This window comes from Chryseobacterium lathyri, assembly GCF_003290185.1.
GTDB lineage: Bacteria > Bacteroidota > Bacteroidia > Flavobacteriales > Weeksellaceae > Chryseobacterium > Chryseobacterium lathyri.
Genome location: NZ_QNFY01000001.1, coordinates 194,911 through 220,234, shown reverse-complemented (window position 1 = coordinate 220,234; position 25,324 = coordinate 194,911). Strand labels below are relative to the sequence as shown.

The following is a 25,324-nucleotide window of genomic DNA, read 5'->3' as shown; positions in this document are numbered from 1 at the left end:
TTTCAACACAATATTCAGTTATACCTGACTAAAAAGAAAACCGACAGATAGAATCTGCCGGTTAAAAAAAACAAAAATTGATATGGATATGATTAGATAAAGTGTTCTTATTTTTTAATGATCTTTTTGGTGATGCTTTTTTTATCTTTAGTGTAGATCCTGATCAGATAAGTCCCGGGAGTAAAGCCATTCATATTAACAACACCGGATATTCCTTCCAAAAGTTTCTGTCCAGATACGCTATAAACTTCATATTTTTCAAGTCCGCCTTCTGTTTGTACCGTTACGGAACCTGATGTAGGATTTGGGTATATTTTTGCAGATGATTTTTTTGTTACCTCCGATGTAGCCAGATTGGATGCCAGCACATTTAAAGTATAATCTTCAACCTGTCCAATGAACCACCCTGCTGGACATGGCAGATTTTCCAAGGTTCCCATCCATGAATTAGATTCATAAGCTTTAACAATTCTGAACCGGGTTGATCCCAGCATTGCATCAGCAGGAATGCTGATTGTTCCAGACGTTACTCCAGACTGTCTGCCGGGAATAGGATCAGAATTATCCAGATAGCCTAAATTAAACGCTTCGTTCGGATCAAAAGTATTATTGTGATTAAGATCGATATAGGCATACACTGAGACGGTTGTCTGTCCCTGAGTTCCTCCAGTGACGGTTATTGGATAAGAATTACCTCTGTTCACACTGAAAACTGTAGATGTAAAGTTCTCAACTGCGTCTGAAGTTCCGTCTATATGACTTTCGTTGGAAATTCCTGTAAATTCTATCTTTGTAATTTCACTAACAGTCAGGGTTGTGACATTTTCAGCTCCGCAGTAGGGCCATGGGAAAACCATATTATTTCCTGCAATATTTACAGTGTAATCTTCGGTTTGTCCCGCTCTTAAGCTGGTATCACAAGCTGTAGTGATCGAATTCGGTGCGTTGGGATCAGAATAAGCAGCTGTATTGGTATTTTTCAGTACTCTCATTCTTGTGGCACCGGATGCTACATTCGCGGGAACTGTAATGGTACCGTTAATCGTAAAGGCATTAAAAGGATTCGCTGCTGCCAGTCTGCCTATATAAAAATTTTCTCCCGCATCATCAAAATTACCGTTCTTGTTAAAATCAATAAAAACCACAACGTCACTTGGAAAAGTACCGGAGGGCCCTTTTATAGAAATCTGATAACTGTTTCCGGCCTGAAGATCTACAGACAGTGAGGTAAAATCCTCATAAGGCTGCGCATTCCCTGATTGTGAAGTTGAGGTATTATTGATATTTCCAAAACTTACATTGGTGATCATATTGCTATCTGTGCCATATTGAAATGCAGGAGTACAGTATTGTGCATTCATCATCATATAGAATACCACAGCAGAAAAAGTAGATAATTTCTTCATTTATTCTTTTATTTTGTTGAGACAAATTTATATTTATTTAGAATCAATAAAAATAAGAATCGAATGATATTTATCACTTTTAAAAGAATAATTAAAAATAAAGGAAGATATTTAAAATAAAGCTGCTGAAAACTAACAGTATATACATTTATTATACATGCAGAAATATCTGTAGAATCTAAGTGTGTAAGCAAAAATATTAAGCTCTGGAAAGCTGATCGAGCTTTTTCAACAGTGCTGGTATCCGGTAAGCTCCGGACATCTGCTCTACTTTAGGCAATAGTTCATCTACATCCGCACCTTTTGCGGTAAGAAATAACGGAGTTTTGCTTTCTCCTCTTAAAACACTTCTTCTTTGGGAATCCGGAGAAGCAAACTCGTTCTTTGCAATTCCAATGATTGCATATTTTCGGTCTAAGGCTTCATAGAGGTATCCTCCAAGACCTATTTTACCATCATTATCAAGGGTAACATAGCCATCTACGATAATAATGTCTCCTTCTTTTAAGGATATTTTCTTTAATAGGCTCAAAATGCAGGGCAGTTCCCGCTTGTAGAAAACACCACTTTCATATCCGGAAGAGACTTCTGTTTTTTCAGTATAAATATCAGACTCATTTTCTGAGGTCCAGTCTTCAAATGCGATACACACAGTGTTTGCATGGTCCTCATAATAATAGGTATCAAAAGCGTAAATCATATTTCCTTCTATCATTAAAAAAATTCACCGAAATGCCACAAAATCCCGGACGGATCATGTACAAAGCATTCTTTTCCCCAGTCCATTGTTCTTACGGGGGTAAACTTTACTTTTTCATATTTCTCAGTAAGACGCAAAGCCTGAAGTTCCTTCCAGAAATCATCTGTATTCTCTACTTCCATAAAGACCATAGTATTGTCTATCCAGTCTTTAGCATAGTAATCCTGAAGATAGAATCCTGTTTCCTGCCTTTTAAACAGGGATAATTTAGGTTCCAAGATTACTTCTTCAAATCCCAGATCTCTATAGAAGTTCCTGCTTATTTCAAAATTTTCAGCCCCGATAAATGGCCTGATGGATTTTACATGCTGTCTCATTGTTTTTTGTTTTTCCAGTTATTATAAGTCATTTCAAATTTGATTTCTCCTTTTCCATGCATACCTCTCTCCTGCCATCCGGACTTCCTGTAAAATGCTTCCGCTCTTGTTCCCGGTGCAGTTCCCAGCCATACATCTTCTTTGGTTTGTTCAAAATACCAGTCAAGCATAACATCATGAAGCTTCCTTCCAATTCCGAGATTCTCAAAATCAGGATGTATAAAAAGTGCCCAGATATTATTTTCCTTCAGATCTACAATAGAAAAACCAATAATCCGGGATTCTATCTCACCTACCCAGCCTTTTCCTCTTTCAAACAGAAATTCTTCACAGTCTGCGTCAGTTACCAAGGCGGGATCAGAAAGCATATTCTCTTTTACTGAGTTCCGGACGATCTGGATCTGTGGAATGTCTTCAGTCCTGGCTTCGCGAATTGCTGTTTTCATTTGGTTATTCTTATGTTGGTTAGCTATTTTATAAAATGGGTTATAACCCGTTTCTAATAATATAAATTGAAGTTGGTCAATGCAAAGGCACAATTTTATGTGCCTGATGCTTGATTAGAATCTCCGATAAAATGTACCTTACTAAAAAAAACACATTAAAAAATCATAAACCATTGGTTTATTAAACTTTAAACATTATTAATTAATGCAATTTTTATCTTGTGTTTTGTGATGATTCAATAAAATATTTTATTTTTTATCTACTACAATTCTTTCTGCTCTGTTGGCAATTTCCCAGGCGGTGGCAAAAACCAGCTGGGCTCTTTTTTCCAGCAATGGATAATCAATTTTCTCAGGATCATCGGTTGGTTTATGATAATCTTCATGAATACCGTCAAAGAAAAAGGCTACCGGAACATTGTTTTTAGCGAAATTATAATGGTCTGAACGGTAATATAGCTGTTCCGGATCCGCAGGATCATCGTATTTATAGTTTAATTCCAGATTATTCGTTTTTTTGTTGGCAGCTTCATTGATGACTTTGAGCTGGGAGCTCAGCATTTCAGAACCTATCACATATACATATTGTTTTCCTCGGTTTGCGGCATCATCACGCCCAATCATATCAATATTGAGGTCAGCTACAGTATTGGCAAGCGGGAATACGGGATTGCTGGTATAGTACTCAGATCCGAACAGGCCATGCTCTTCTCCTGTTACATGAAGGAATAGAATTGATCTTTTTGGCCCGTTTCCAGCCTTTTTAGCTTCCTGGAATGCTTTCGCGATCTGCATAACGGCTACAGTTCCGCTTCCGTCATCATCAGCTCCGTTGTAAACAACTCCGTTTTTGGTTCCGACATGGTCGTAATGTGCAGAAATCACTATTATTTCGTCAGGTTTCTCACTTCCTTCAATGAAAGCAAGGATATTTTCAGAATCCGGAAGGTTTCCGCCTCCTCTTTTCTTCATAAATTCTGCAGGAACCTTTTGGTAATAGGAACCTAACGCCTTTGGAGGCGTAATTCCTAGGCTCTTATAATAATTGATCATATACTCACCCGCTTTTTTCTGTCCAGGACTTCCGGTATCTCTTCCTGCCATTTCATCGGAAGCGATCACATATAAGTTTTTCTTTAGTTCATCAGATTTAATGGTCTTATATGCAGCAAGAAAGGCTTTATCCCCTTTTGCTACAGACACGGATTGAGTGGATTGGGCCGAAGCACCTTCAGAAGTTTTCGCCGTTCCGCAGCTCACCATAACAGCCAGCCCTAACAACGGGATAAGTATTTTTTTCATACAATAATAATTTGCTTAAAAATAACAAATTTTATTTAACCTTCAACGGATGCCTATTTTTCTTATATTTGATATAAATGCAATATAGATGGAAAAAATTTACGGATTTACACACTATTCCTTTTTCACGGAAATGTCTGAGCTGGCTACAAAACATAATAGCTTTGACCTGTCTTTAGGACTTCCCGACTTTGATATTGATGAGCGATTAAAATCATTTTTAAAGGAGGCTGTAGATTGTAATAAACATCAGTATGAGCCACTTGCAGGAAATCCGATGCTCATTAACAATATCATTACTTATAACGCGGCACGTAAAAACAGCATCAGACTTAAAGAAAATGAGGTGACTGTTGTTCCCTGTGCAACTTTTGCTTTAAATACAGCCCTTAAATCTATTCTAAATCAAGGAGATGAAGTTATCATTATTCAGCCTTCCTATTATACTTACGCACCTTCAGTTGTTCAAAATGGCGGTATTCCTGTTTATTATGACCTTGATAATGATTTTACCATAAACTGGGAAAATTTTCAAAAATGCATTTCCGGAAAAACAAGAGCCGTTATTGTTAATTCGCCACAAAATCCTACGGGAACAATCTGGAAGCAGAATGACTGGAACCAGCTTTATAAACTGATAAGGCATCAGGAAATTTACCTTATCTCGGAAGAAATTTACGATACCTATTGCTACGACGGACTTGAACATTACAGTTCTTTTCTTCATCCTGAGCTGAGAAACAGGACCTTCTGTATCTTCTCTTTTGGAAAAATGTTTCATACTTCCGGTTGGAAGGTGAGTTATTTACTTGCCTCAGAATATCTTACCTCAAAATTCAGATGTCATCAGCAATATATTTCCTATAGTGCGAATGCTCCTGCCCAGTATGCTCTTGCCAAATATCTTGAAATATTCGATTCCAGTGAAAACAAAAATATAATGCAGCGAAAAAGAGATATTTTTAATGAAATGATTGCATTTACACCTTTGGAAGCTACCAAAAAGGCTGAAGGAAGCGTCTTTCAGATCGTTAATTTCAGGAATGTTTCTAAAACTATGACAGATGTAGAATTTTCAAAATGGTTGACGGTAGAGAAAGGAACAGCATGTCTTCCACTTTCTGCTTTCTATAATTCGCGGCAGAACTCCGATTATGTGCGGTTCAGTTTTGCTAAAAAGGATGAATTGATCATCCAGGCTTTGGAACACCTGCAGAAAAACCTTTAATATTTGAAACCTGTCATTACAAAGAATCATAGTTTATGCATAAAGAAGATTATTAACTAAAAAATCTTCATATCAATGAAAAAGCACCGCTTGAGACGGTGCTTTAAAATATTTGATCATTCGATCTTAGAGACTTAAAACTCTTACATCAATTCTTCTGTTTTTTGCTTTACACTCATCTGTGTCATTCGCTTCACAAACCGGATGCTGAGAGCCATAGCCTTCTGCTTCTACCCTGTCTGATGAAATTCCCAGCTCCAAAAGCTTCAATTTTGCAGTCTGAGCTCTCAGATTCGATAATTTCTGATTGCTTTCTTCATTGCCGGTATTATCTGTATACCCTCCCAATTTAATTTTCACGTCAGGATAGGCATTTAAGATTTCAGCAAGGTTATTAAGCTGAGCATCTGATCCGGCTTTCAGATCACTGGAACCGGTTTCGAAATAAAGGTTTTCCAGAGTATACCAGTTATTAGGATCTATGACAGTCTGATCTTTTTGATTTACCGAATTGTATAGCTGGAACAGTCTGCTTCCTTCTCCTAAAGCGATTGTTTTTCCGCCTTTCAATTTTATTTCCTGAATGTTTCCTGTCTCATAAACAAAATCCCCGTTTTCATTAAGATGTCCTTTGATTTCTTTTGGAGAAGCGGGAACGGTTTGAAGATCTGTATGGGTTGCAGTTGAAGTCACATTATAAGCTCTTGTCAGGCTTTCCAGTTTCGCTTTCCTGTTGGCTTCAATTTTATCTTTATGCAGTACTGCCAATGTTGGTGCAATAACTAATGAAACAATGGACATTAATTTGATCAGGATGTTCATTGATGGTCCTGAAGTATCTTTAAAAGGATCTCCCACAGTATCTCCGGTTACGGATGCCTTATGAGGTTCTGAACCTTTATAATAGGTCTGACCGTTGATATCAACGCCTTTTTCAAATGACTTTTTAGCATTATCCCAGGCACCACCTGCATTATTCTGGAACATCCCCATCAGAACACCGCTCACGGTAGCTCCGGCTAAAAATCCTCCTAAAACTTCAGGTCCGAATATAAATCCGATCAGCAAAGGTGAAATGATGGCAATAGCCCCTGGAAGCATCATTTTTCTGATGGATGCATCTGTTGATATGGCTACACACTTCTCATATTCGGGCTGTGCTTTTCCTTCCAGAATCCCCGGAATTTCACGAAACTGTCTTCTTACTTCTTCTACCATGGCCATCGCAGCTTGTCCTACTGCAGTAATGGCAAGTGAAGAGAATATAAACGGTATCATTCCTCCCACAAATAAACCTGCCAGAACATCTGCTCTGTAGATATCAATTCCATCGATTCCGGCAATTCCTACAAAGGCAGCAAATAAAGCCAGCGCCGTTAACGCAGCGGAAGCAATTGCAAATCCCTTTCCTGTAGCTGCTGTGGTATTTCCTACAGCATCCAGGATGTCTGTCCTTTCACGGACTTCTTTTGGAAGTTCACTCATTTCAGCAATTCCTCCGGCATTATCAGCAATCGGTCCAAAAGCATCAATGGCGAGCTGCATGGCAGTAGTGGCCATCATTCCGGCTGCTGCAATTGCCACACCGTAAAGTCCTGCACATAAATAAGAACCGTAAATTCCTCCTGCCAATACAAGGATAGGAAGTAATGTTGATTCCATCCCTACTGCCAAACCACCGATAATATTTGTTGCATGACCTGTAGAAGATTGTCTTACAATACTTGAAACAGGCCTTTTGCCCATAGCTGTATAAAATTCCGTAATGATGCTCATTAAAGTACCTACTACCAGACCTACCATTATAGCACCGAAAACACCCATTTTAGTGAACTCGTGTCCTCTGAGCGTCATTTTCTCGGGAAGAAGGTAAGTGACCAGAAAATAAGAAGAGATCGCTGTAATGACAATACTTCCCCAGTTACCCAAATTCAGAGCATTCTGTACGCTGGAAGTAGATGAGCCTTCATTGTCATTGATTCTTACAAATAGAGTTCCTATCATAGAGAAAATGATTCCTGTCCCGGCAATAAGCATTGGAAGAAGGATAGGTGCAAAACCACCGAAGGCATCATCAGACAGTGTTTCTCTACCCAAAACCATTGTCGCTAATACTGTTGCAACATAAGATCCGAAGAGGTCGGCTCCCATCCCAGCTACATCTCCTACATTGTCACCTACGTTATCAGCAATAGTGGCTGGATTCCTTGGATCATCCTCAGGAATTCCCGCTTCCACTTTTCCGACAAGGTCAGCTCCAACATCTGCAGCTTTTGTATAGATACCACCACCTACTCTTGCAAAAAGAGCGATGGATTCTGCCCCAAGAGAAAATCCTGTAAGAATTTCAATGGTCCTTTCCATTTCATGGGAATCTACTGTTGCATCAGGAGCGAAAATCTGTTTAATGATCAGAAAAAGAGCACCTAAACCTAGAACTGCCAATCCGGCCACTCCCATTCCCATAACGGAACCTCCGGTAAAAGAAACTTTCAGAGCTTTGGAAAGTGATGTTCTTGCGGCTTCTGCTGTTCTTACATTGGCTTTTGTTGCGATTTTCATTCCGATAAATCCTGCCAGTGCAGAAAATACAGCTCCCACGGCAAAAGCAACCCCAATACTCCAGTGGGAATTGGAATTACTGGATCCCATCACAGCGAGTAATATCGCAACCACCACTACGAAATAGGTTAAAATCTTGTACTCAGCCTTTAGAAAAGCCATTGCACCGTCAGCAATATGTCCGCTGATTATTTTCATTTTTTCATTCCCGGCATTCTGCTTACTTACCCAGTTACTCTGCAGGAAAGTATACAATAAGGCGACAACGCCGAAAACCGGAATTAAATAGAACAAATCCATAGTTTATTATTTTAATATTAATAAATAGTAATTAGTTTTATAAATATAACAAAAATTCTATGGTTTTATTAAGTCTGATTCTATAATATATTTTCTGAAAATTTGAAACAGCATAAAAAGGTGCTATTCCGGGAAAGCATTAATATATTTAAGTTTTTATCCTCTATCAAAAAAGATGCTTATTAAACAAATAAAGGCAGATGAAATTCATCTGCCTTTATTATGAGTTGGAAATGCTATTTTTTAGCCTCCGAATTTTTCTGCGTAATCTTTTTGAGAAGCTTTGATCACTTTTTTAGCATGCTCAGCTCCATATACCTCATGAATTCTACATTTTGCAGGCTCATCCGGTAAATTTTTATACGTTAAGAAGTAGTGCATTAATCTTTTCACTTCAGCTTCCGGAAGTTCAGAAATATCTCTGAAATGTCCAAAAGCGTGGTCACCAATCATTACAGCAACAATTTTGTCATCTGCTTCTCCTCCATCGATCATTTTGAATCCACCGATTGGAATAGCTTCCATTAATAACCCTCCTGAATGAATATTGTGAGAGCTTAACACACAGATATCAAGCGGATCATGATCACCTTCCGTCACATCATCAGCGCCAGCTTCTACAGCTAATTTCATAACTTCATTATGGCAGTATGTTCTTGGAACAAATCCGTATAAAGCGGGAATAATATTGGAAAATTTCTGAGGTCTGTCAACCTTCAAAAATCCGGTTTCTTTATCTACTTCATATTTAATAGTATCTGAAGGAACGATTTCCACGAATACGTTTACAACATTTGGCGCATCTTCTCCTGCAGAAACCCCATGCCATGGATGTGCTTTAAAATTTGGAATCATTATTTATTTGTTATTTTTAAGTTATAATTAAAATTTCTCTTCTAAGGTCTTCTATGGTAGCAGCAATATAGTCATCGCCTTCCATATAGTTCATAATGAAAATGGTTTTGAACTCTTCAAGATCTGCATTTCCATTCAGACCATCATATGTTTTATGAAGTAAATCGATCAAAGCATTTTTTGAGTCTACAATATTCTTCCATGAGCCTTTTGTAATATATAGCTGTTGTGAAGAATTGTACTCAAACTCCTCATTAATGGTTTTTTCTGTAAGGAAAATAAACTCGTGTACTGCCAGACCTTTATCAAATTTCTGGATGATATTCGACGGTTTTATTCTTTCTAAAAAGAGGGTCATTCTTTCATAGGAATGTGCTTTGTTTTCAGCGTTTGATTTCACGGAAAGAAGCTTGATCTCCTGATTTTTAAGGGTAATGTACGAGTGTACGAATTGTCTCAGCAAAACCAAAAACGGAATTGCGATAATTAATGCAAAAGCATACGGTAGATATTCTGAAAAATTAGCCATAATTTTAGACCGCAAAATTACTAATTATTTTCCGGCTTCTAAAGAGTTTTTAAATATATCAGTCTTAGAATTCTGAATATAGATGAGAGACAGAACAATGATCAGATAAAAACCTATCATCATTCTGTTGGCCAGGCTTGGAAAAACCAGATATCTTACAAAAACTGCTGCATAAACAGCTCCGAAAAACAAGCATTGAGCCCAGCTTTTTTTGCTGTTCAAAGAAAATTTATTGGCCAGAATAATAACGATAAACAATAAAAGCAGCGGGAAATATGATCCGTTAAAGTCCAGCATCATTGTTTTTTTTATAAAATTCACATAATCCGGAAAATAGAACGGATCAGGATTCGATATCGGATAAATCTGAACTTTTGTAAACTGATTCATAAATAAAACAGACCATGAAATCTGATTGAAATACTGGATCAGAAAAAAGGAAAGGAAGATATATCCGTAAGATAAAAATACTTGCGCTGTTTTAATCTGAAGGGTGTTTTTATAAAAATAAATCAGAATATAAAGAAGTGAATATAAAATAAAATATTCTGGTCTTGTTAAAACACAGAGCATCGCAAAAACCGTTGCTGCAAGATGATTTTTCTTAATTATAAAGGTATAAAAACTTAACAGAAGCATTAAACAGGCTAAACTGTCTGCCGAAGCATACCGGCTTGCCTCCAAAAGAGGTTTGAATAATGAAATAATGACCGTTATAATGAATGCTAAAGGGTAATTCTTTAAAATCCTGATCAGGAACCCAAATATTAAAGTAATGATAAAAACATAAGAAAATATTGAGGTTAAAGATATTGAGGTTAAAACATTAAAACCTAATTTATAAAACATCAGGTTCACAAAATTATAAAATGGTTTCACAGAGAACAGCTGAAGTTCTTCTTCATAAGCTTTGGGATTTTTTGACAGCGTATAATAATAAGTGTTTCCCCCTATTGCAATTTCTTCAGCTTTGGAAATTTCAGAAAGTTTAGGATTTATATTTTTTAATTCTGTATAAACTTTTTTATGAATATCTTCTATTTTAAGATCGGAATGTTCAGTTTTGTAAATAAGGCCCATGTAGGCTTCTAAATCTGCATTATAATACTGATGGGTATACAAATAGTAGGACATCAGGCATACATAGATCGAAAAAATAAAAACAAGAATATTTCCAGTTTTTTTCATCTGCGTTTGAGTTTATTCTGTTAAGGATGCAAAAGTAAAAAAACTATTCTTTCAGCTGCTATTATTCAGGTGTTTTTATAGTAATTACAATTCAAACAGGGCAGGTCTTTGCGTTACTTCATGATAACATACACTGTTTTCATCAAAAAAGTGATAGACAAGGCTTTTCCTGGTTTTGTTTTTGTCTGTATGCGGTTCTCCACCGTGAAGGATATTGGCATGCCATATTAGCATATCCCCTTTTTTTGCTTTAAATATTTCTTTTTTCAGACCAAGTTCTCTGACTTTAGATTCCAAAAACTCTTCATAGGCACGGTAGCTTTTTTTACCGATTTTAAATGCACTACCTTCATTCTCATAATCAGAATTAAGGAAATAAGGAAGTTTATGACTTTTAGGAATATAATGTAGTGCACCATTGGTTTCATCCACATCCTCTAATGCAATCCATACTCCCAAAAGCCCGCCTAGAGGATAAGTCGTCATATGAATACTGTCAGAATGCGTTTTCTGCTGGCTGCCATTAATGAAGTTGATACTCTGGAAAAGCTTTGCCTTACCATCTAAAAGGACAGACAGAAAATCCAGCAGGTTCTTATCATTTCCAATATTTTTAATGATTTCAGAATGATGAATGGCAAACATCAGCTTTCCTCCGTAAATAAATTTAAGGGTGCCATTTTCCATCAGCTTTTCAATTTCATTATTGATCCTGTCTGCATCATCTGGACTAATGAAATTTCTTACAATCATGTATCCGTTTTCATCATACTGGAGGGCACTTTGTTTATTTTCAGCATTAAGTTCTTTGAAAAACGTAGTGTCAACAAGTCTATTCTGGTCTATTCCTCTTTTTGAAGCCGGAAGATGGGCAAAATCAGTGCTGGAAATGCTGGAATAGTAGTTTTTTTTGAGGCCATACTTTTTATACAAGGGGATATTATGCTGTAATTTCTTCTTATTAAAAAAATTATAAATAATATAGGGCAGTTTATAATAACGGATCTGCTTTAGCATGGCTGGATTATTAGGATAAATACTTTATAAAGGTACGGAATAATATTTAATTAAAATCATTCTAAATAACGAAATAGACATGATATTCATCTTAAGAAAGTTTACCTCTCATTAGAAAACGGGCAAAATCCCTGATCAATGTCTTTTTAGAATTTTCTATAACTGCGTAGTGTTTTAATTCCGGTCGGAAGCCTCTGAAAAACTCCTCAATACTCGGAAGGTTTCCTCCTTCAAAATCAAAAATAAAATTTTCAATATTCTCTTTGATTACGTGATCAATAAGCGTAGATGCCCCGGCCATTTTAATATATTTTTTATCATTAAAGGTTCCTAAAAGAGCAATGGTATCGTAATCCGAATAAATGGCGATCATATTAGTGATTTCGTGATGATAATAAAAGGCCAGAAATTTTAAATGCTTTGATGCATGAAATGTTTCAAGCGTTTTCAGTAGAGTGTCTGTATCATGTTCTTTATCCAGCCCTATCACATTGTTTTTTATGAAAATTTCTGCTTCTTTGTACTGTATTTCCTTAAGCTCTGAATTTTCCGTCACTTCATCATCCAATCTCAGTTTTCTTTTTCTTTTGGGAGAATATTTAGCAAATACTTTAGCATATTCATTAGGATATAAAAGAAAATTCTTCTTTGTCTTTAGCTTTGAATCAAAACTATTGGTTTCATTAAAATGATAAGCTCTTATCAGGTAATTTTTCTGGAGAAAATACAAAAATTTTTCATTGATTTTCTTATCATCTTTTTCTGAAAAAACGCCAAGCTGTTGGCATATCAACGGATTATGCACAATTTTAATTCCTTTTTTAAGGATAAAAGGAACAGGCATTACAGCATTATAATCATTATACACCAAAACATCCCATTGCTTATCCGTCGTCACATCTAAAAAGCTTTTTGATGCTGAATATTTCCTCTGTTCTGACTTTTCCAGACTGTCAGTATATTTTTTAAAATCAATCTCGTTATATTTCAGTCTTCTAATCATAATAATCCTTCATCTGAGAAACTAAAGTAGGCATCCTGCGTCACAATGATATGGTCTAAAAGCTGTATGCTTAATGTTTTCCCTGCCTCATTTATTTTTTTTGTAATGTTGATATCCTCTTTACTGGGTTTCAGGCTTCCCGACGGATGATTGTGCGCGATAATAATTCCTGTTGAAAAATGGTCCAAGGCTGTTTTAAACAAAATTCTTACATCTACGATTGACTGGTTTATACCACCCTGTGTCAGTTGTGAGATATGAATTACCTTATTGCTTTGATTCAGGAATATTGCCCAGAATTCTTCAGTTCTTAAATCTGATAACTGGTTTTTAAGGATAAAATATGCATCATCACTATTGGATATCACAGCTTTCTCAGGTATTTCCTGAACAGTTCTTCTCTTTCCTATTTCTAATGCAGCAATGATGGAAACAGCTTTTACCTGCCCAATTCCTTTGAATTTCATAAGTTCTTTATTGGAAAGAAGGCTCAACTGGTGCCAGCTGTTGTTTACTGAAGCAAGGATTTTTCTTGCTAACTCCAATGCACTCTCGTCCTTGCTTCCGCTACCCATAATGATCGCCAGAAGTTCAGAATCGGAAAGGGAATTCTTTCCTTTCAGCAAAAATTTTTCTCTGGGCCTATCGTCTTCGGCAAGGAATTTTATGGTCATTTGTGTGTTATAAAGTTATAAATAAGGAATCAATTTAATAAAATGCATACAATATCACCGGATATTTTGACTTGTCGAGATAGTGGGCCGTCTGAACCAACGCATTGGCAGAGAGCATAGGACATCCTAAGCTTAAGCAGGCAGGAGCCGGAGATTCCTGATCCGGAATGCATCCGAAAGAATGCAGGACTATTGCCCTTTGCATCGCATTGCTGTTATCAATATCCAGACCGTTTAGCCTGTAAGCTTTTCCAAATTTTCCGTTATAGCTGTTCAGGATTTCATACTTTCCCAGTGAAGACTGGTAGGATCCTTCTGTATTGCTGAATTTCAGAACATCTAAATTCTTAATAACCGAACCTGAACCATGTGAAACAATTGCTTTCTGCAATATTTTATCGTTTTTCAGATCATAAACAAAGTAACGGTATTTCCCGGAATGAATCTTAAAATTGATAAAAACAGCAATATCCTGGTTATAGCTCTTCTCTTTCACAAAATTTTTAATTTCCAGGACCTTTGCTGCCGGAAGACTACCGGAAGCATTACTTTCCTGAGACTCAGCTTTGGAGCAGGAAATCATAAAAAGGAACAGGAAAATAAATCTTTTCATTGAGGTAAGATGATTTTTATTCGATGATCATTCCATCTTTCATAACCAGTTTACGGTCTGTGATCTCGGCAAGGTTTGGGTTGTGGGTTACAATAACAAAAGTCTGGTTGTATTTATCCCTAAGATCAAAAAATAACCTGTGAAGATCATCCGCATTTTTTGAGTCTAAGTTTCCTGTAGGCTCATCTGCAAAAATAATCTTGGGAGAATTGATCAGGGCTCTTGCTACGGCTACCCTTTGTGCCTCTCCTCCGGATAACTGGTTGGGCTTATGATGCAGTCTCTGTTCTATTTTAAGATCTTCAAATAAGGCATATGCTTTATCTAAGGCCTCCTTTTCATTGGCACCTCCAATTTTTGTCGGAAGCAAAACATTTTCTAAAGCAGTAAATTCCGGAAGAAGCTGGTGAAACTGAAAGACAAAACCAATGTTCTGGTTTCTGAATTTGGAAAGCTGCTTATCATTCATATTAATGAAAGACTCGCCTGCAATGCTGATTTCGGTGTTGTATTTATTGGAATTGCTGGGATGATCCAGCGTTCCCAAGATCTGAAGCAACGTAGACTTCCCTGCCCCGGATTCGCCTACAATAGAAACCACTTCACCTGTTTTAATGTGAATATCAACTCCTTTCAGTACTTCTAAATTTCCATAAAATTTATGGACATTACTCGCTTTAATCATGATTCAAAAATAGTGATTTACCTGCAAATAAAAAACCGCTTTTTGAAGCGGTTTATACTTTATTTTACTTTTAGTAATATTGGATTTCTCTTATTCATTTATATAAGTCCTTTCCATTAATATTTTTAATTATTTCTGTCCAGTTTCAAGAGAGACTTACAAAATTGTTTTATTATTTTTTTAAATTTCAGTTTATTAATATAAATCTTCAATTCTTATTCCTACACTTTCTGCAATAAGTTGAACAGCGTACCAAAAGTCTTTTCTGTCATGAGAATCTTTATCCACTGATGCTAAACATTCTATAAAATATTGCTTTTTTATATTATTTTGAAAAGTTGTGATAATTATATCAGAACCATCGATACAGTTATACTTTATTGAATCTTTTCCCTTAATTAAATTATATGTAACAGTATTAATTTTTGAAATTGCTTTACACAATTTTAAAAACTTTTTTTGAGTGATTTTTTGAGTGAAAAAATCATTTTTCCGCTCGGTTATAATCTTAACTCTATTTCTCCTGTTCTTTTTAACAGATTCAAAAATTATATTAGTTTCACTTCCAATAATTACTGAATTAGAATAATGAAATTCTATTTTGTTAATTTCTTGAGAAAAAGACAAGAAACTTATAAGGAATGTTAATATAATTAATAGTTTACCTTTCATCAATGATAAATTTAGTCAATATCAACGATAATTAATGTTGCATCTTAATAAAAACTTAGTTTTCAAAGTTTATCTATTGCTTAGTAAAGATTAAATCTTTTGTTTCCGGAAGATAAATATTTATATCTGTTCCTGGGGGACATCTGGTGTCATCAAGGATAATATCATTGGGCCTATATTCCCATGAAATTTGCGTAGAATTTATTTTCTTTAGTTCTATACTTCCCCAACCAACCTTACAATTTGTACCTCCGTAATTAAACCATACAATATTTTTGCTAGGATATGTTCCGTGACTATATATTGTATGTCGAAGTTGATTAGGTTCAAAAATCATATTTTGTGTATTTTGAAGGATATTTCCAGCTGAATTTTTAACAATGTATCTAACTGATAGTACATCTTGATAAATGTTTAATGATTTAAAAAACTTCATTGTTTCTTTGCTAATAAATAATACAATTTCATTTCCTTGAAAATTAGCTTTATATTCTCCTGTATAGGGTGTTAATTCATTATTTAAATCTTTTAAATAAGAACCTTGCGGTATTTCTTCAAAATCTGTATTAAGAGGGTAGGTTTGTTGTGCTTTGCAAGAAAACACAACAAACATTCCTAAACATATAATTAAACCTTTCACTATTGCTTAGTAAAGATTAAATCTTTTGTTTCCGGAAGATAAATATTTATATCTGTTCCCGGAGGACATTTGCTGTCATCAAGGATAATATCATTAGGCCTATATTCCCAAGAAATTTGTGTAGAGCTTAATTTTTTCAATATAATTTTTCCCCAACCAACACTACAATTAGTGCCTCCATAATAAAATAAGAGACTATTCCCACTATCCTCTGCCCATTGACTATAAATAGTATGCTTTAATTGTTCTGCAGGAAAGACCATATTTTGAGTGTTTTGAAGAACCACTCCAGAAGAATTTTTAATTACATATTTTATAGATAAAATATCCTTATAATATTTATATTGATTTTCATTAAAAAATCTATGTATTTCTTTTGTTACAAATAAAGTAATTGAATTACCATTAAAATTTCCTTGCCATGTGCCTATAAAAGAATCCAATTCATTATTAACATCTTTTAAATAAGAGTTTTGAGCAACTTCAGTATGATCTGTTTTTAAGGGATAAACCTGCTGTGCTTTACATGAAAACACAGCAAGAATTCCCAAACATATTCCCCAATTTCTCATTACTGTTTAGTGAAAATTAAATCTTTTGTCTCTGGAAGATAAATATTAATATCTGTTCCCGGAGGACATCTGCTGTCGTCAAGTATAATATCATTAGGACGATATTCCCAAGATATTTGTGTAGAATTTATTTTCTTTAAGTAAATATCTCCCCAGCCTACACCACAATTCGTACCGCCATAATATAATAATAATTTATTATCTGTTGTTTCAATCCATCTACTATATATAGTATTTTTTAATTCATTGGGCTGGAAAACCACATTTTGAGTATCTTGAAGAATAGTTCCTGATAAATTTTTAATAATGAATTTTATGGATAATACATCTTTGTAATACTTATATTTACCTCTATCAAAAAACTGATAGTTTTGTTTTGTAATAAATAGTGTGATTTTTTTGTCTTGGAAATTAGCAGTATAATTCCCTACAAATACATTCAGCTCGTTGTTAAAATCTTTTAAGTAGGAGTTATTAGGAATTTCTGTATAATCCGTCTTTAGAGGATATTCTTGCTGTGCTTTACAAGAAAAAGTACAAAAAAGTATAAAGACAAATGTTAATTTTATAATTATCTTATTCATAATATTGTTTTTTAGGGACATGGAACAGCTGTTGTAGTTCCATCATTATTTTTAATTATTGTTTTTATAGTTCCATCACTTTCTATTCTTTGCAAATTAACCTTCCCATTAAGTGACATATCATTTAGTATTGCAAAAAAAAGTTTTTCAAATCCGTTAGGAGTAGAAGGATTATACATGCCTTTTCTCATTGCCATATTATCTGTAAAATTATTCAAATCCTGTTGTGAAAAACTTATTAAAGCATCATTATAATTTCCGCTGAAAGTTGCTACATAATGCATGCCATTGGGTGCTACCATCCCCATAAACGCATTACTTGGATTTCCATAATTCCCTTGCGCCAACACAAATTGAAGCAGCTGTTCTATATCTGGTGGAGAAAGCATAGGTATTCCTTCAAGAGTATGATTATGATAACCTCCTGCATATCCTGTCTTATCACCAAAATTCACATTATGGGCACCTCCTATAATTTTTGTAGATGGAGTTCCGTCTGCCTGAAATTTATATCCAATTTCTCCGCTATTAGGATCTGAAGCAGGCAATACTGCCTGGTTTTTCATATCATCTATTGCAGTTTTGGTTTTTGGGTTATTAATGATGCCTTTTGTTTTTTCACATGGATTATTATTAAAGGCTATTGCTTCATCATAACTCAGCTTACAGTCATTGTTAGTATCACCCGGTATATTACAGTTTTCACAGTCCAGATTTTGTACACAATCAGCTGAGGTAAAATCATATTTGGGAGGGCCTCCACCACCTACAGGGGAAGTACTGCTTCCGCCTGCCGGATGTCCGCCTGAAGATCCATCCCCACCTATCGGTGTTCCACCGCCACCACTTCCTGTTCCGCCACATATGCCGTTTATTTTAAATAATTTTGGAGGCGTACCTCCCTGTAGGTTATGCCAAAACTCGCATTGATATGCATTTCCTGTTTCAAAACTGTGCTGCCCTGAACTACAGGTTTCATACACTACTTCCTCACATAAATCATCACTTTTGCCCGCTATGCTGGATTTCTTTGAAGTGGGAGAAGCTGGAAGTTCTTTCCCATCGTCTCCTATCTTCACTTCCTTCAGAAGGTTTCCGTTGAGGTCCGTTATATAAAAAAGCCTTTGATCTTCCGGATTGGGATAGGTCAATAGAACAGCCATGGAGTTTCCGTTTCCAGATATAGACAGGAGCGACCTTTTGTAGCTTCCAAATGTTCTTACAGGCACATGAAAAACTTCTTTCCCATTATTGGAATTCAAGTGGGCTTTTTCCAAGTCCAGTCTTTCTACCAGCTCTTCTGCTGTGAGGGCAGAGGCTACATTTTTGGAGCTGTTGCTTTTCAGACCTGTGACAAATAAACTTCCCATAAAGACTTCTTTGGATATGCCATACCGCAAATTTCCGGCTTCACCGTTTTTGGGGTTCAGCTCCTCTTCTGTCCGGCAGGAATACAGCAAAGTGCTGAGGGCTATCAATAGAAATAGCCGGAGAAATAATTTTTTTCTCATAGATTGTTTGTGTTTTTAAGTTGTTAAATATAATAAAAATTTATACTCCCAAAGATGTGAGAAAAAAATAAAATGGCAATGCCCTATTTCTGATGCATCATTATGTTCGAAAAAAAATTATATTTGTTCATCAAATTATTTAGCAATGAATGCAACCATCGGGAAGAGAATAAGAAAGTACAGAGAGGACAAAGGAATCTCCCAGGAAGAACTGGCAGAAAAGCTGCATATTTCACGCTCCACGTACCAAAGGATAGAAAATGGGGAAACCAATTCGTGGGTAAATCATATCGAAAATATCTGCACTTCTCTGGATGTGACAATGGAAGAGATTCTGAAACCGGAAGAAGGCTATTTACAGGTTAATAACAATAATGAATCGTCTAATGATAATGCAAGCGGTGTAATTCAAAATCAGACAATTAATTATAATACTCCCGAAAAACTTATAGTGCAGTACGAAGAACGTATCAAAGAGCTAAAAGAACAGGTTGAATACTGGAAAAATAAGGCAGAAGGCACCAAATAATCTTCTACCCTCCCGGAAAAGCAGTTTCGCTCCTCGAAAAACAATTCTGTATAATTAAAATTTAAATACAAAAAAACCTCTCAAAGTGAGAGGTTTTAATATGTACAATCTGAACTGTTACAGTAACAGGGTTAAAGGACTTTCCAGATATGTTTTTAAAGTCTGTAAGAACTGGGCTCCCGTAGCACCGTCTACCACTCTGTGGTCACATGCTAATGAAAGCTTCATGATATTTCCTACCACGATTTGACCGTCTTTAACGATCGGTTTTTCGATGATCGCTCCTACTGAAAGGATAGCAGAGTTCGGCTGGTTAATGATACTTGTAAAGGTCTCGATTCCGAACATACCCAGGTTGGAGATGGAGAATGTAGAACCTTCCATTTCATTAGCTTTAAGGCCTTTGCTTTTAGCTCTTGAAGCCATATCTTTTACTGCTGCAGAGATCTGAGTGTAGTTCATCTGGTCTGTATTTTTAAGTACAGGAACCACTAATCCGTCAGGAATAGCCACTGCTACCCCCACATTGATATTTCCTCTGTGGATGATCTTATCCCCTGCCCAGCTTGAGTTCACCTGAGGATGTTTTCTTAAAGCAACAGCAGTTGCCTTAATGATCATATCATTGAAAGAGATTTTCGTATCCGGTAAAGAATTGATTTCTTTTCTGGCCTCAATTGCTTTATCCATATTGATCTCCACCATCAGATAATAGTGAGGCGCTGAGAATTTACTTTCAGCAAGACGTTTTGCAATAATATTTCTTACCTGAGAGTTTGGAGTCTCCGTATCTTCACCCTGAACAAAGCTTAGTGCAACCTGAGCCGCTGCAGGAGCAGGAGCAGCCGGTTGAGCCTGTGCCTGGGAAGGCTGATAGTTTTCAATATCTTTTTTAACAATTCTTCCGTTTTCTCCTGAACCGTGAACACTGTTGATGTCAACACCTTTATCCTGAGCCATTTTCTTAGCTAACGGGGAAATTGCTACCCTGTCTGAAGATGAAGAACTTGCTGCCGGAGCCGCTTTTTCTTCTGCTTTTGCTTCAGTTTTCTGTTCAGCCGGTTTTTCAGAGGCCTGAGCCGCTGCTTTTGGAGCACCTACAGCAGAAACATCTGTTCCTTCCGGACCGATGATCGCCAATACTGAATCTACCGGAGCAGCACCACCTTCTTCTACGCCCTGCTTCAATAATACCCCGTTGAATTCAGATTCAAAATCCTGAACCGCTTTATCTGTTTCGATCTCAGCAAGAAGATCTCCTTCTTTTACGGTATCGCCTACATTTTTATGCCATTTTGCCACTTTACCTTCCGTCATCGTATCGGAAAGTCTTGGCATTGTAATAATTTCTACACCTGCAGGAACTTCCGCAGTAGTCTGCTCAACACTTGTAGCCTTATTTTCTGTTTTGGATTCTTCTTCAGACTTCTTCTCTTCAGAAGCACCTGCAGCAGGAGCAGCAGCTCCGCCAGTCAGTCCTGAAATATCCTCACCTTCATTCCCAATAATCGCTAAAACAGAATCTACAGCAGCAGCAGCGCCTTCTTCTACCCCAATATATAAAAGAGTTCCTTCTATTTCAGATTCGAAATCCTGAACAGCTTTATCTGTTTCAATTTCGGCTAAAATATCTCCTTCTTTTACTTTATCTCCTACTTTTTTATGCCATTTCGCCACCTTACCTTCCGTCATAGTATCAGAAAGGCGGGGCATCGTAATTACTTCTGCCATAATTTATTGTATTATTTTTTTAATATGGTGATTAATAATAGAAATCAATGCTTTTCGCATCATCTATCATTGGATCAGCAAATTATTTTAGTTTTCTAATTTATCTAAGAATGGATAGTTTTCCTGAGCATAAACATATTCATACACCTTATCCGGATCCGGATATGGAGAATTTTCCATGAATTCGATACATTCGTCTACAAAATCTCTTGATTTATTGTCGATGGTTTCTAATTCTGCTTCAGTAGCCCAACCATTTTCCAAAATTCTGTGCTTTACCAGTTCCATAGGGTCATCATTCTTGTGAATCGCTACTTCTTCTTTACTTCTGTAAGGCTCGGCATCAGACATAGAGTGTCCTCTGTAACGGTAAGTTCTGGCTTCAATGAAAGTAGGCCCGTCTCCTCTTCTTGCTCTTTCAATAGCTTCGTAAGCTGCTTCAGCCACTTTCTCAGGATCCATTGCATCTACGGCAAGGCAAGGCATTTCGTATCCTAAACCTAATTTGTAGATATCTTCATGGTTGGCTGTTCTTTTTACAGAAGTTCCCATCGCATATTGGTTGTTTTCTACAACAAATACTACAGGAAGCTTCCAGTTCATCGCCATATTGAATGTTTCGTGAAGCGATCCCTGTCTTGCAGCCCCGTCTCCGAAGAAACAGATATTTACAGCTTTTCTGTCAAAATATTTATCTGCAAAAGCAATTCCAGCTCCCAAAGGAATCTGTCCGCCGACAATACCATGTCCGCCATAAAAACGGTGCTCTTTGCTGAAAATGTGCATAGAACCGCCCATACCTCCGGACGTTCCGGTAGCTTTACCGCAAAGCTCAGCCATGATTCTCTTCGGATCTACTCCCATCGCCATTGGATGGATGTGGCATCTGTAAGCAGTAATCATACTGTCTTTCGTTAAGTCCATTGCATGCGTGAAGCCGGCAGGGATAGCCTCCTGACCGTTATACAAATGTAAAAAACCTCTGATCTTTTGTTTTAGATAAAGAGAACGGCATTTGTCTTCAAACCTTCTCCACATAGTCATATCTTCATACCACTTCAGGTATACCTCTTTAGAAAATTCTTTCATGTGCTAGCTCTTGCTTTTTTATGATGAATATTTGAGCAAAATTATAAAAAAAACTTTGTTTTTATCGTATACATACTAATTGTTTTTTTGCTTATAGTGTTATATTTGAATTTTAAACTTGAACATGGAAGAAAAACAGCCTTCAACAGTACATAAAATTTCAAAAATCATCTCAGATTTTTTCAATCCGCTAATTTCTTTATTTATTTTTTTCGTTTATATGAGTATAAAGGAATATTCACTCGAAGATTCTCTTCTTTATTTTGTTCCTATATTATTAATGATTATTGCACCGGTTGTAATCTGGCTGGTTTGGAATGTAAAGACTGGAAGATATACGAATATGGACGTTTCGAACCGTATTCAAAGGAAAACACTCTATATTTTTATTGCGGCCTGCGTGGTTACTTATCTTATTTTCAATTATGTAAGAAACGGGTATATTGATCTCGTCATGCTGTTTGTCCTGATCCTTGTTTTTACTATGCAGATCAGTAACTTCTTTATTAAAAGCTCGATGCATACAGCATTTAATGTATTTGTTGCTGCCTTATTTTTCACATTGGACTGGAAAGCAGGACTGGTATGGCTGGGAATTGCTGCTTTAGTGGGAATTACAAGAATCATTTTAAAAAGACATACAATAAAGGAAGTATTTATGGGTGCCGGAATAGCATTTGTGGTATCTTTTATTTATCTTTATTGCAATATACAATTTCAACATTAAGAACTTTCTATGAAAATAAATCATCTTACCGGTGCTGAGGAAAATTTTATGAAGCTGTTTTGGAAGCTTGAATCTTTTTATCTTAAAGACATCATGGAGCAGCATCCTGAACCAAAGCCGCACCAGAACACTGTTTCTACTTACCTTAAAATATTGGTGGAAAAAGGTTATATCACCACTCAAAAGGAAGGAAGAATCTTCAAATACACCGTAGTTGTCCCTATGGAAGAATACCGTAAATTCTTGCTGAAAGAGCTTGCTCATAATTTTTTCAATGATTCCGGAAAGGAAATGCTGGAGTTTTTATTCAATGAAAAATTAATATCACAGGATGATCTGAAGAATTATTTTGATCTGAAAATTGAGATTATTCCTACAAAAATTGAGGAACCGAAATTTGAATATGCAGATGAGATCTTAAATCCTAAAAAAGTTAAAAAGAGTAAAACAAAAGATAAGGATAAAGACAAGAAGAAAAAAAAGAAAAAAGACTAAGCACAAAATACACGAATCATGAAAACGAAAATCCGGGAAATAACAGAGAAGGCACAGGATGTTCTGTCGCGCTATCCGATGGTTTTATTAATGGGACTGCTCTCTTCTGTGGGAGCCATCCGTATGCTGGACAGCAAATATGACCGTGAATCGTTATTCATTCATTCGAAATTTACTATTTGCTGCTGTCTCGGTATTTCCCTTATGTTTGCTTTGAAAATCCTTTCCCAAAGGATCGGAAAAAGACTTTTACTGGAAATATTGGGAACAGTTTTCCTGATAGGATTTTTTTTCATTTTACCTGCAAAAGAGAGGGATTTTACCGAAGTTCATGGCTTCATCATCGCTATTACTCTTCTTCTTTCTCACTTACTGGTTTCCTTTGGTGCCTTTCTCGAAAAGAACAGGGAGCTTAATTTCTGGCAGTACAATAAAAATCTTTTTGTTAATATTTTCCTGACCGCTATTTTTACAGGAGTACTTACAGGAGGTGTAGAGCTGGCCATCCTGGCAGTTGACAAATTATTTGATTTTAATTTCAGTGATAACCTATATGCCGATACGTTCTATGTCCTGGCCATTTTTGGGAGCAGTTTTATCTTTCTCCTTTTCAATGAAACCGGGCTAAGCTATCTGGAAAAAGACAGTACCTATCCGGTGATTTTAAAGTTTTTCACCCAGTTTGTCCTGATTCCGCTGCTTTTCATTTATCTGGTCATCCTGTATGTTTACTCATTTAAAATAGTTATCAACTGGGAACTTCCGAGAGGATGGGTTTCTTATCTGGTCCTGGCTTACAGTATTATTGGTATCCTTGCTTTATTGCTTGTCTATCCGCTTAAAGAGGAAAAAGCAAAATCGTGGGTCAAAGTATTTTCAAAACTGTTTTACTACACCATAATTCCGTTACTTGTTTTATTATTTACGGCCATATTTACAAGGATCCTGGAATACGGCTACACAGAACCCAGATACTTCGTTTTGCTATTGGCGCTATGGCTGCTGGGTGTAGTTTCTTATTTTGTTTTAAATAAAAAGGCAAGCATAAAATTTATTCCCATCAGCTTATTTGCGTTTGGAGCTTTTTCGTTGATCTTTCCTTATTTAAATGCATTCAGTGTAGCCAAAAGAAGCCAGAAAAACCAATTGATCACTCTTCTGGATAAAAATAAACTTCTGGTTAATAACAAAATAGATTTTCAGAAAAAAGTATCTGACACTCTCGTTAACGAAATTACTGATAAATTTGAGTTCCTGGCTGAAAGAAAGCAAAAAGATTTTTTACTGAATCTGACTGCCGGCAAAACACACGATCTTTTAGCAGGAGACTTTGAGAACGTTCGTTCTTCGCTAATCAGCAGTACCCTTAGAAATGCTTTTATACATGTCAATAAAACTTCGGATGGATCAGAATATGAAAGGCTTGTTTTAGACTCGGAATCAAAAGTAATCAACATTCAGGGTTATCAGTATTTAATTAATTTTGACAGCTATAATCAGCAATTGAAAGATATTAATGGAGATACATTTTTGATAGACAGCCAGACCGGAGTTAATAATGGAAAAACGATAAAGGTGATTCTCAATTCAGAAGAGACGGTAGATTTCAGTCCGGTGATAGATAAGCTATTCGAAAACAACGCCAGCCATTCGGGAACCATAAAAATGAAAGAAATCTCTATGGAAAGCGATTTGGGGAAATACCATATCAAAATAGTTTTTCAGAATATCTCAAGAGACAGCTCTCCTTACAACAAACAAAAGACCATATTTTATAATAATGCAGCATTATTGATCAAAGAAAAATAAAACTCATAAAGTGGCTTAATTGTCGCTTTATTTATTTAGTGTTCTATAATTCAGATTAATTATATGGTTCTCAATAGAAA

The 25,324-nt window shown here is 36.1% G+C and carries 26 protein-coding genes; 5 read left to right on the top strand and 21 right to left on the bottom strand.

What is annotated here, in order from left to right; all coding sequences use genetic code 11:
- Positions 1-107: 107 nt before the first annotated feature.
- From DRF61_RS00950 to DRF61_RS00930, 5 genes are all read right to left on the bottom strand, one after another.
- On the bottom strand, positions 108-1,406 hold the full coding sequence (locus DRF61_RS00950; protein ID WP_111953150.1) for a GEVED domain-containing protein: 1,299 nt from the start codon (positions 1,404-1,406) through the stop codon (positions 108-110).
- Between the two features lie 199 nt (positions 1,407-1,605).
- Positions 1,606-2,121, bottom strand: a complete 516-nt coding sequence (locus DRF61_RS00945; protein ID WP_307724872.1) for an endonuclease V — start codon at positions 2,119-2,121, stop codon at positions 1,606-1,608.
- The gene (locus tag DRF61_RS00940; RefSeq protein WP_111953148.1) at positions 2,121-2,483 is read right to left on the bottom strand and encodes a VOC family protein; all 363 of its coding nucleotides are present in this window, start codon (positions 2,481-2,483) and stop codon (positions 2,121-2,123) included. Before DRF61_RS00940 ends, DRF61_RS00945 begins: the two co-directional genes overlap by 1 nt.
- Positions 2,480-2,929: a GNAT family N-acetyltransferase gene (locus DRF61_RS00935; RefSeq protein ID WP_111953146.1), complete on the bottom strand. Its 450-nt coding sequence runs from the start codon at positions 2,927-2,929 to the stop codon at positions 2,480-2,482. Before DRF61_RS00935 ends, DRF61_RS00940 begins: the two co-directional genes overlap by 4 nt.
- 249 nt (positions 2,930-3,178) lie before the next feature.
- Positions 3,179-4,231 carry a M28 family metallopeptidase gene (locus DRF61_RS00930; protein ID WP_111953144.1) on the bottom strand — a complete coding sequence of 351 codons (1,053 nt, stop codon included), beginning with the start codon at positions 4,229-4,231 and terminating at the stop codon, positions 3,179-3,181.
- Positions 4,232-4,319: 88 nt separating this feature from the next.
- Here DRF61_RS00930 and DRF61_RS00925 point away from each other — a divergent pair, with 88 nt between their 5' ends.
- Positions 4,320-5,459 carry an aminotransferase class I/II-fold pyridoxal phosphate-dependent enzyme gene (locus DRF61_RS00925; RefSeq protein WP_111953142.1) on the top strand — a complete coding sequence of 380 codons (1,140 nt, stop codon included), beginning with the start codon at positions 4,320-4,322 and terminating at the stop codon, positions 5,457-5,459.
- 126 nt (positions 5,460-5,585) lie between these two features.
- Here the strand turns inward: DRF61_RS00925 and DRF61_RS00920 are convergent, their stop codons facing one another.
- The 14 genes from DRF61_RS00920 to DRF61_RS00855 form a co-directional block, all read right to left on the bottom strand.
- A complete protein-coding gene (locus DRF61_RS00920; RefSeq protein WP_111953140.1) occupies positions 5,586-8,321 on the bottom strand; it encodes a sodium-translocating pyrophosphatase in 2,736 nt (911 codons plus the stop codon).
- Positions 8,322-8,564: 243 nt separating this feature from the next.
- A complete protein-coding gene (locus DRF61_RS00915; protein WP_111953138.1) occupies positions 8,565-9,176 on the bottom strand; it encodes an inorganic pyrophosphatase in 612 nt (203 codons plus the stop codon).
- 16 nt (positions 9,177-9,192) lie between these two features.
- Complete coding sequence (locus tag DRF61_RS00910; protein WP_111953136.1) at positions 9,193-9,705, bottom strand: DUF7935 family protein; 513 nt, start codon at positions 9,703-9,705, stop codon at positions 9,193-9,195.
- Between the two features lie 24 nt (positions 9,706-9,729).
- A complete protein-coding gene (locus DRF61_RS00905; protein ID WP_111953134.1) occupies positions 9,730-10,893 on the bottom strand; it encodes a hypothetical protein in 1,164 nt (387 codons plus the stop codon).
- An 84-nt stretch (positions 10,894-10,977) separates the two neighbouring features.
- Positions 10,978-11,910: a phytanoyl-CoA dioxygenase family protein gene (locus tag DRF61_RS00900; RefSeq protein WP_111953132.1), complete on the bottom strand. Its 933-nt coding sequence runs from the start codon at positions 11,908-11,910 to the stop codon at positions 10,978-10,980.
- Between the two features lie 91 nt (positions 11,911-12,001).
- Positions 12,002-12,913, bottom strand: coding sequence for a hypothetical protein (locus DRF61_RS00895; RefSeq protein WP_111953130.1), 912 nt, complete (start codon positions 12,911-12,913; stop codon positions 12,002-12,004).
- Positions 12,910-13,587 (bottom strand): RadC family protein, encoded by a 678-nt coding sequence (gene radC / locus DRF61_RS00890; RefSeq protein WP_111953128.1) that lies wholly within the window; start codon positions 13,585-13,587, stop codon positions 12,910-12,912. The genes DRF61_RS00895 and radC overlap by 4 nt, the downstream gene beginning before the upstream one ends.
- A 34-nt stretch (positions 13,588-13,621) precedes the next feature.
- The gene (locus tag DRF61_RS00885) at positions 13,622-14,200 is read right to left on the bottom strand and encodes a murein L,D-transpeptidase catalytic domain-containing protein (RefSeq protein WP_111953126.1); all 579 of its coding nucleotides are present in this window, start codon (positions 14,198-14,200) and stop codon (positions 13,622-13,624) included.
- Positions 14,201-14,216: 16 nt separating this feature from the next.
- Positions 14,217-14,885 (bottom strand): ABC transporter ATP-binding protein, encoded by a 669-nt coding sequence (locus DRF61_RS00880; RefSeq protein WP_111953124.1) that lies wholly within the window; start codon positions 14,883-14,885, stop codon positions 14,217-14,219.
- Between the two features lie 195 nt (positions 14,886-15,080).
- Positions 15,081-15,557 carry a hypothetical protein gene (locus DRF61_RS00875; RefSeq protein WP_111953122.1) on the bottom strand — a complete coding sequence of 159 codons (477 nt, stop codon included), beginning with the start codon at positions 15,555-15,557 and terminating at the stop codon, positions 15,081-15,083.
- Between the two features lie 73 nt (positions 15,558-15,630).
- Entirely contained in the window at positions 15,631-16,197 is a 567-nt protein-coding gene (locus DRF61_RS00870; protein WP_146896910.1) for a DUF6705 family protein, read from the bottom strand.
- Positions 16,197-16,769 carry a DUF6705 family protein gene (locus DRF61_RS00865; RefSeq protein WP_111953118.1) on the bottom strand — a complete coding sequence of 191 codons (573 nt, stop codon included), beginning with the start codon at positions 16,767-16,769 and terminating at the stop codon, positions 16,197-16,199. The genes DRF61_RS00870 and DRF61_RS00865 overlap by 1 nt, the downstream gene beginning before the upstream one ends.
- A complete protein-coding gene (locus DRF61_RS00860; protein ID WP_146896913.1) occupies positions 16,769-17,353 on the bottom strand; it encodes a DUF6705 family protein in 585 nt (194 codons plus the stop codon). The genes DRF61_RS00865 and DRF61_RS00860 overlap by 1 nt, the downstream gene beginning before the upstream one ends.
- An 11-nt stretch (positions 17,354-17,364) precedes the next feature.
- On the bottom strand, positions 17,365-18,864 hold the full coding sequence (locus DRF61_RS00855) for a hypothetical protein (protein WP_111953114.1): 1,500 nt from the start codon (positions 18,862-18,864) through the stop codon (positions 17,365-17,367).
- A 145-nt stretch (positions 18,865-19,009) separates the two neighbouring features.
- Between DRF61_RS00855 and DRF61_RS00850 the strand changes: the two genes are divergently transcribed.
- Positions 19,010-19,393, top strand: coding sequence for a helix-turn-helix domain-containing protein (locus DRF61_RS00850; protein ID WP_111953112.1), 384 nt, complete (start codon positions 19,010-19,012; stop codon positions 19,391-19,393).
- 117 nt (positions 19,394-19,510) lie between these two features.
- Here the strand turns inward: DRF61_RS00850 and DRF61_RS00845 are convergent, their stop codons facing one another.
- Together DRF61_RS00845 and pdhA are read right to left on the bottom strand one after the other, a co-directional pair.
- Positions 19,511-21,124, bottom strand: a complete 1,614-nt coding sequence (locus DRF61_RS00845; protein WP_111953107.1) for a pyruvate dehydrogenase complex dihydrolipoamide acetyltransferase — start codon at positions 21,122-21,124, stop codon at positions 19,511-19,513.
- Between the two features lie 87 nt (positions 21,125-21,211).
- A complete protein-coding gene (gene pdhA, locus DRF61_RS00840) occupies positions 21,212-22,213 on the bottom strand; it encodes a pyruvate dehydrogenase (acetyl-transferring) E1 component subunit alpha (protein ID WP_111953105.1) in 1,002 nt (333 codons plus the stop codon).
- Between the two features lie 124 nt (positions 22,214-22,337).
- Between pdhA and DRF61_RS00835 the strand changes: the two genes are divergently transcribed.
- From DRF61_RS00835 to DRF61_RS00825, 3 genes are read left to right on the top strand one after another with little or no spacing between them, the layout of a single operon-like run.
- The gene (locus DRF61_RS00835; RefSeq protein ID WP_111953103.1) at positions 22,338-22,940 is read left to right on the top strand and encodes a phosphatase PAP2 family protein; all 603 of its coding nucleotides are present in this window, start codon (positions 22,338-22,340) and stop codon (positions 22,938-22,940) included.
- Between the two features lie 9 nt (positions 22,941-22,949).
- Positions 22,950-23,435 carry a BlaI/MecI/CopY family transcriptional regulator gene (locus DRF61_RS00830; protein ID WP_111953101.1) on the top strand — a complete coding sequence of 162 codons (486 nt, stop codon included), beginning with the start codon at positions 22,950-22,952 and terminating at the stop codon, positions 23,433-23,435.
- Positions 23,436-23,453: 18 nt separating this feature from the next.
- Positions 23,454-25,244 (top strand): DUF4153 domain-containing protein, encoded by a 1,791-nt coding sequence (locus DRF61_RS00825; protein ID WP_111953099.1) that lies wholly within the window; start codon positions 23,454-23,456, stop codon positions 25,242-25,244.
- Positions 25,245-25,324: the final 80 nt, after the last annotated feature.

Bases quoted from the DNA above. Each gene is read 5' to 3' on its own strand.
- radC (WP_111953128.1), bottom strand. From the start codon at position 13,587: ATGACCATAAAATTCCTTGCCGAAGACGATAGGCCCAGAGAAAAATTT.
- DRF61_RS00850 (WP_111953112.1), top strand. From the start codon at position 19,010: ATGAATGCAACCATCGGGAAGAGAATAAGAAAGTACAGAGAGGACAAA.
- DRF61_RS00910 (WP_111953136.1), bottom strand. From the start codon at position 9,705: ATGGCTAATTTTTCAGAATATCTACCGTATGCTTTTGCATTAATTATC.
- DRF61_RS00905 (WP_111953134.1), bottom strand. From the start codon at position 10,893: ATGAAAAAAACTGGAAATATTCTTGTTTTTATTTTTTCGATCTATGTA.
- DRF61_RS00915 (WP_111953138.1), bottom strand. From the start codon at position 9,176: ATGATTCCAAATTTTAAAGCACATCCATGGCATGGGGTTTCTGCAGGA.
- DRF61_RS00860 (WP_146896913.1), bottom strand. From the start codon at position 17,353: ATGAATAAGATAATTATAAAATTAACATTTGTCTTTATACTTTTTTGT.
- DRF61_RS00865 (WP_111953118.1), bottom strand. From the start codon at position 16,769: ATGAGAAATTGGGGAATATGTTTGGGAATTCTTGCTGTGTTTTCATGT.
- DRF61_RS00855 (WP_111953114.1), bottom strand. From the start codon at position 18,864: ATGAGAAAAAAATTATTTCTCCGGCTATTTCTATTGATAGCCCTCAGC.
- DRF61_RS00900 (WP_111953132.1), bottom strand. From the start codon at position 11,910: ATGCTAAAGCAGATCCGTTATTATAAACTGCCCTATATTATTTATAAT.
- DRF61_RS00835 (WP_111953103.1), top strand. From the start codon at position 22,338: ATGGAAGAAAAACAGCCTTCAACAGTACATAAAATTTCAAAAATCATC.
- DRF61_RS00825 (WP_111953099.1), top strand. From the start codon at position 23,454: ATGAAAACGAAAATCCGGGAAATAACAGAGAAGGCACAGGATGTTCTG.
- DRF61_RS00930 (WP_111953144.1), bottom strand. From the start codon at position 4,231: ATGAAAAAAATACTTATCCCGTTGTTAGGGCTGGCTGTTATGGTGAGC.
- DRF61_RS00830 (WP_111953101.1), top strand. From the start codon at position 22,950: ATGAAAATAAATCATCTTACCGGTGCTGAGGAAAATTTTATGAAGCTG.
- DRF61_RS00880 (WP_111953124.1), bottom strand. From the start codon at position 14,885: ATGATTAAAGCGAGTAATGTCCATAAATTTTATGGAAATTTAGAAGTA.
- DRF61_RS00875 (WP_111953122.1), bottom strand. From the start codon at position 15,557: ATGAAAGGTAAACTATTAATTATATTAACATTCCTTATAAGTTTCTTG.
- DRF61_RS00845 (WP_111953107.1), bottom strand. From the start codon at position 21,124: ATGGCAGAAGTAATTACGATGCCCCGCCTTTCTGATACTATGACGGAA.
- DRF61_RS00895 (WP_111953130.1), bottom strand. From the start codon at position 12,913: ATGATTAGAAGACTGAAATATAACGAGATTGATTTTAAAAAATATACT.
- pdhA (WP_111953105.1), bottom strand. From the start codon at position 22,213: ATGAAAGAATTTTCTAAAGAGGTATACCTGAAGTGGTATGAAGATATG.
- DRF61_RS00950 (WP_111953150.1), bottom strand. From the start codon at position 1,406: ATGAAGAAATTATCTACTTTTTCTGCTGTGGTATTCTATATGATGATG.
- DRF61_RS00885 (WP_111953126.1), bottom strand. From the start codon at position 14,200: ATGAAAAGATTTATTTTCCTGTTCCTTTTTATGATTTCCTGCTCCAAA.
- DRF61_RS00925 (WP_111953142.1), top strand. From the start codon at position 4,320: ATGGAAAAAATTTACGGATTTACACACTATTCCTTTTTCACGGAAATG.
- DRF61_RS00935 (WP_111953146.1), bottom strand. From the start codon at position 2,929: ATGAAAACAGCAATTCGCGAAGCCAGGACTGAAGACATTCCACAGATC.
- DRF61_RS00920 (WP_111953140.1), bottom strand. From the start codon at position 8,321: ATGGATTTGTTCTATTTAATTCCGGTTTTCGGCGTTGTCGCCTTATTG.
- DRF61_RS00940 (WP_111953148.1), bottom strand. From the start codon at position 2,483: ATGAGACAGCATGTAAAATCCATCAGGCCATTTATCGGGGCTGAAAAT.
- DRF61_RS00945 (WP_307724872.1), bottom strand. From the start codon at position 2,121: ATGATAGAAGGAAATATGATTTACGCTTTTGATACCTATTATTATGAG.